Genomic DNA, 3,627 nt, shown 5'->3' on the forward strand with positions numbered 1-3,627 from the left:
GCACCGGATAGGTATGCGTCATGCCGCTTTGCGTGCGCACGCTGGGGTAAGCGCGTGCCGTCTTCAGCGCGTCGGCGAGCAGACCGTTGACCCTTCTGGCAAGTTCCCCTGGCGCGTTGCCGCTCGCTTCGGCAAAGACCGTCGCGCGCGCCAGATCGTTGGCGGCGGTAGCGCTTGCCTCGGCTGAGAGCTCGATCGTTGTCGCCGCTTCCGGCGGCGCCGCGAGCAGCGAGGTGGCGAAAAGGAGGGCGGTGAGCGGCACTGCATGCCGGCTGAAAGGGAAGATGATCATGGTCTCTCCAAGTGTGCCATGGCGCAACTGAGCGGGTGTTCCGAGATGCCGATCAGGTGGCTCGGCGGCGGACGCAGAAGGGCAGGCAAGCCTGCCTGCCGGACGCATTCTAGCGCGTGCGTGGCGATTCTTTCTTGTAGTCACGCGCCGGAAGCTTGGTTAGAATCCGCCTGACCCGCTCGCATGCGGGCGGTCAGGGTCTTCGAGGTGTCCACATGCTGACAGCAGGACAGGCAGCTCCGATGTTCGTCCTTCCGGATGCGGACATGGAACTCATCGATATTGCCGCGTTTCAAGGTAAGGCCAATGTGATTCTCTACTTCTACCCGAGAGATGACGCGCCGTGCTGTACCTTGCAGGCGACCGATTTTTCGGACCACGAGGATGAGTTTGCGCGCTTCGATTGCCGGGTGCTCGGCGTCAGCCGGGACGATTGCCTGAAGCACGCCGAGTTCAGGGACAAGCACGGCATTTCGGTTTCGCTGCTGTCCGACGTGGAAGGTCAGGCATGCCGGCAATACGATGTGTGGCAGGCGAAAGAGGTCAACGGTGTGCCCAGGTATGGCATCCTGCGATCGACTTTCTTTATTGATAAAAAGGGTATCATCCGTCTAGCGCTGTATGGCGTGACGGCCAAGGGCCACGCGCTTGAAATGTTGCGCGCGGTAAAGGAACTCAGTTCATGAATATGCAAGTTGCCAGAAATACCGTCGTCACGCTGGATTACAGCGTGACCGATCTCGCGGGTGAACTCGTCGATGCCGGGCAGGAGCCGCTGATCTACCTGCACGGGGGTTACGACGACATTTTTCCGCTGATCGAAGAGGCTGTGCAGGGCAAGCGGATCGGCGAATCGGTGACGGTCAGCATGCAGCCGGACGACGCCTTCGGCGAATACGATGCGACGCTGGTGCAGGTCGAGCCACGCGACAAGTTTCCGCGTGACTTGCAGGTCGGCATGCAGTTCGAGGGCTTTGCCGACGAGGAGGACGACGACGAGGATGTGCTCGTTTACCGCGTCACCGAGATTGCCGACGATACGGTGATTCTCGACGCCAACCATCCGCTGGCCGGGATGGCGCTGGTGTTCACGTGTACGGTGACCAACGTGCGCCCGGCGACTGCCGAGGAGATTCGGCACGGCCATATTCACGAAGAGTTCGACGACGACGATTGACCGACAGGGGCGGGATGCGCCGGCGCCCACGCGCAGGGCGAGGCGTACGCTGGCCGACGGTGCTCCCCTCGCGTACCGTAGCGCCAGCCGCGTGCCGCTCGACATTGGGTGAGGCCATCCACTGAGCACACGCGTATCGACGATCACACTTCCCGGCGTGCTGCTGCGCGGCGAACGACGGCCGCGCGTGGCGCTGGTCGGGCGTGTGCAGACCGGCAAGAGCAGCCTTTTCCGGGCGGCATCAAGCACCGCCCCGCAGCAGGAAAGGCTGCTGCACGACGGTGACCGCTACGACGAATGCGTCGTCAAGCTGGGCCTCGAAGAAATCTCGCTGGTCGATCTGCCGGCCGTCGAGTCGCTCTGCTCGCTCGGCCCGCGCGATAGCGTAGTCGTCAAGTATCTGCTGTGGGGCGACCGCTGGCCGCCGATTGCGGCGCATGAAGCCGCTCAGCCGGGTGCTGCCTTCAATGCGCCGGATGTCCTGATTCAGGTGGTCGACGCCACCGCCTTGCAGCGCGATCTTGAACTCACGCTCGAACTGAGTCTGCTCGGCCGGCCGTTGCTGATTGCCCTCAACCGGGTTGACGAAGCACGCCGGAAAGGTCTCTACATCAACGCGCGCGCCTTGTCCGAGTTGCTCGGGGTGCCGGTCGTGGCAACCGCAGCGCACATGGGGCTGGGTGTTGCCGAGCTGTTTGCCGCGGCGCTGGACACCGCACGCGGTGGGCGGCCGGTACTGCCGCAGTCACCCAGTGCGCCGATTGCCGAGCGCCTCGGCGCACTGCGCACGGTGCTTGCACGGCCCGAGGTCGACGCGGCGTTTCGTGTCCCCGCCTCGTTTCTGCTGATGCACCTGGCGGCCAGTGACGATTACTTTCTCGACGAGCTGGCCAGCCATGTGCCGCATCTGCTGCCCGATGTGCTTGCCGCACGCAGCGAAGCCGAGCGTCACTTGCCGCGTCCGCTGGCGGAGGAACTGCACGCCGATCGTCACCATCGGGTTGCCGTGTTGTTCGAGAACGTGACGCAGTTTGGCGGTGCAGCCGACAGCGGGCGCTGGCGGCGCCTGCTCGATGGCGTCTTCCTGCATCCACGCTGGGGCCTGCTCGGCAGCCTGGGGGTTTTCGCGCTGGTTCTGGTGATGGTCTTCGAGGTGAGCAAGACGCTCGATTCGTGGACCGCTGCGCCGCTGATGGAATGGGCACAGCAGTGGCAGCCGGAGTCAACCTTCGGGGTGATTGCGCGCGCTGTGATCGATGGCCTGATCGGCTTGATCGGGATCGCCATCCCGTACATGCTGCCGCTCGTCCTGCTCCTTGTCGCCCTCGAAGAATCGGGCATCATGCACCGGGTGGCCTTCGTCGTCGACCGCGCCTTTCACAGCATCGGCCTGCACGGCAGCGTTGCTGCGTCGTTCCTCGTTGGCCTGGGCTGCAATGTGCCGGCTATTTCGCTCGTCGCAGCAACGACGCAGGGCAAGGACCGGCTGGTGGCGACGCTGCTGCTCGCCTTCGTTCCCTGTTCGGCGCGCTCGGCAATCATTCTCGCCATGGGCGGCAAGTACCTCGGGGCGGTCGGCGTGTTCGCAATCTTCGCGTTGACCTTTGCCGTTCTCGCGCTGCTCGGTCGCCTGCTCGCCCGGCGCTACCGCGCGCTGGCGGTTGGCCTGATTCAGGAGATCCCGCCGTATGCCCTGCCCAAATGGCGCGGCTTGCTGGCCAAGACCTGGGAACGGACGAGCGACATCGTGACCATCGTGACGCCGCTGCTCGTTGCCGGCAGCGTTGTCCTCGCCCTGCTCACCCACTTCGCTGCCGATGGCTGGATCAACCTGCTCCTCGTGCCGATCACCGAATGGTGGCTCGGCCTGCCGGCGCTGCTCGGCGTGCCGATCCTGTTCGGCGTGCTGCGCAAGGAACTCTCGTTGCTGATGGTGTACCAGGCACTGGGGACGATGGAGATCGAGCCCGTGCTCGATTGGGTGCAGATCGCCACCTTTCTCGTCTTCCTGACCTTCTACATTCCGTGCGTGTCGACCTTTGCCGTCATGCTGCGCACGATCGGTTGGCGGCAGGCGGTGTTTTCCGCCGCCCTCTCGGTCGTCGTCGCCTTGCTGATCAGCGGTGCGCTGCGCCTGGTGCTCGAAGTGGCGCGAGCG

Annotated in this window: 3 protein-coding genes and 1 pseudogene; 3 read left to right on the forward strand and 1 reads right to left on the reverse strand. The window is 64.3% G+C overall.

Going from position 1 to position 3,627, the window contains the following annotated elements; all coding sequences use genetic code 11:
• Positions 1–292 (reverse strand): annotated as a pseudogene (locus RKP46_RS03360) (cyclic nucleotide-binding protein); the annotation flags it as partial.
• A 215-nt stretch (positions 293–507) separates the two neighbouring features.
• Here RKP46_RS03360 and RKP46_RS03365 point away from each other — a divergent pair.
• The 3 genes from RKP46_RS03365 to RKP46_RS03375 form a co-directional block, all read left to right on the forward strand.
• Positions 508–978, forward strand: a complete 471-nt coding sequence (locus RKP46_RS03365; protein ID WP_311105314.1) for a peroxiredoxin — start codon at positions 508–510, stop codon at positions 976–978.
• A 2-nt stretch (positions 979–980) separates the two neighbouring features.
• Positions 981–1,469, forward strand: coding sequence for a peptidylprolyl isomerase (locus RKP46_RS03370; RefSeq protein ID WP_311105317.1), 489 nt, complete (start codon positions 981–983; stop codon positions 1,467–1,469).
• Between the two features lie 187 nt (positions 1,470–1,656).
• The coding region (locus tag RKP46_RS03375; protein WP_311105315.1) for a FeoB small GTPase domain-containing protein at positions 1,657–3,627 on the forward strand (1,971 nt) is incomplete at its 3' end.

Source organism: Accumulibacter sp. (assembly GCF_031732815.1).
In the GTDB taxonomy this organism is placed as follows: Bacteria; Pseudomonadota; Gammaproteobacteria; order Burkholderiales; family Rhodocyclaceae; genus Accumulibacter.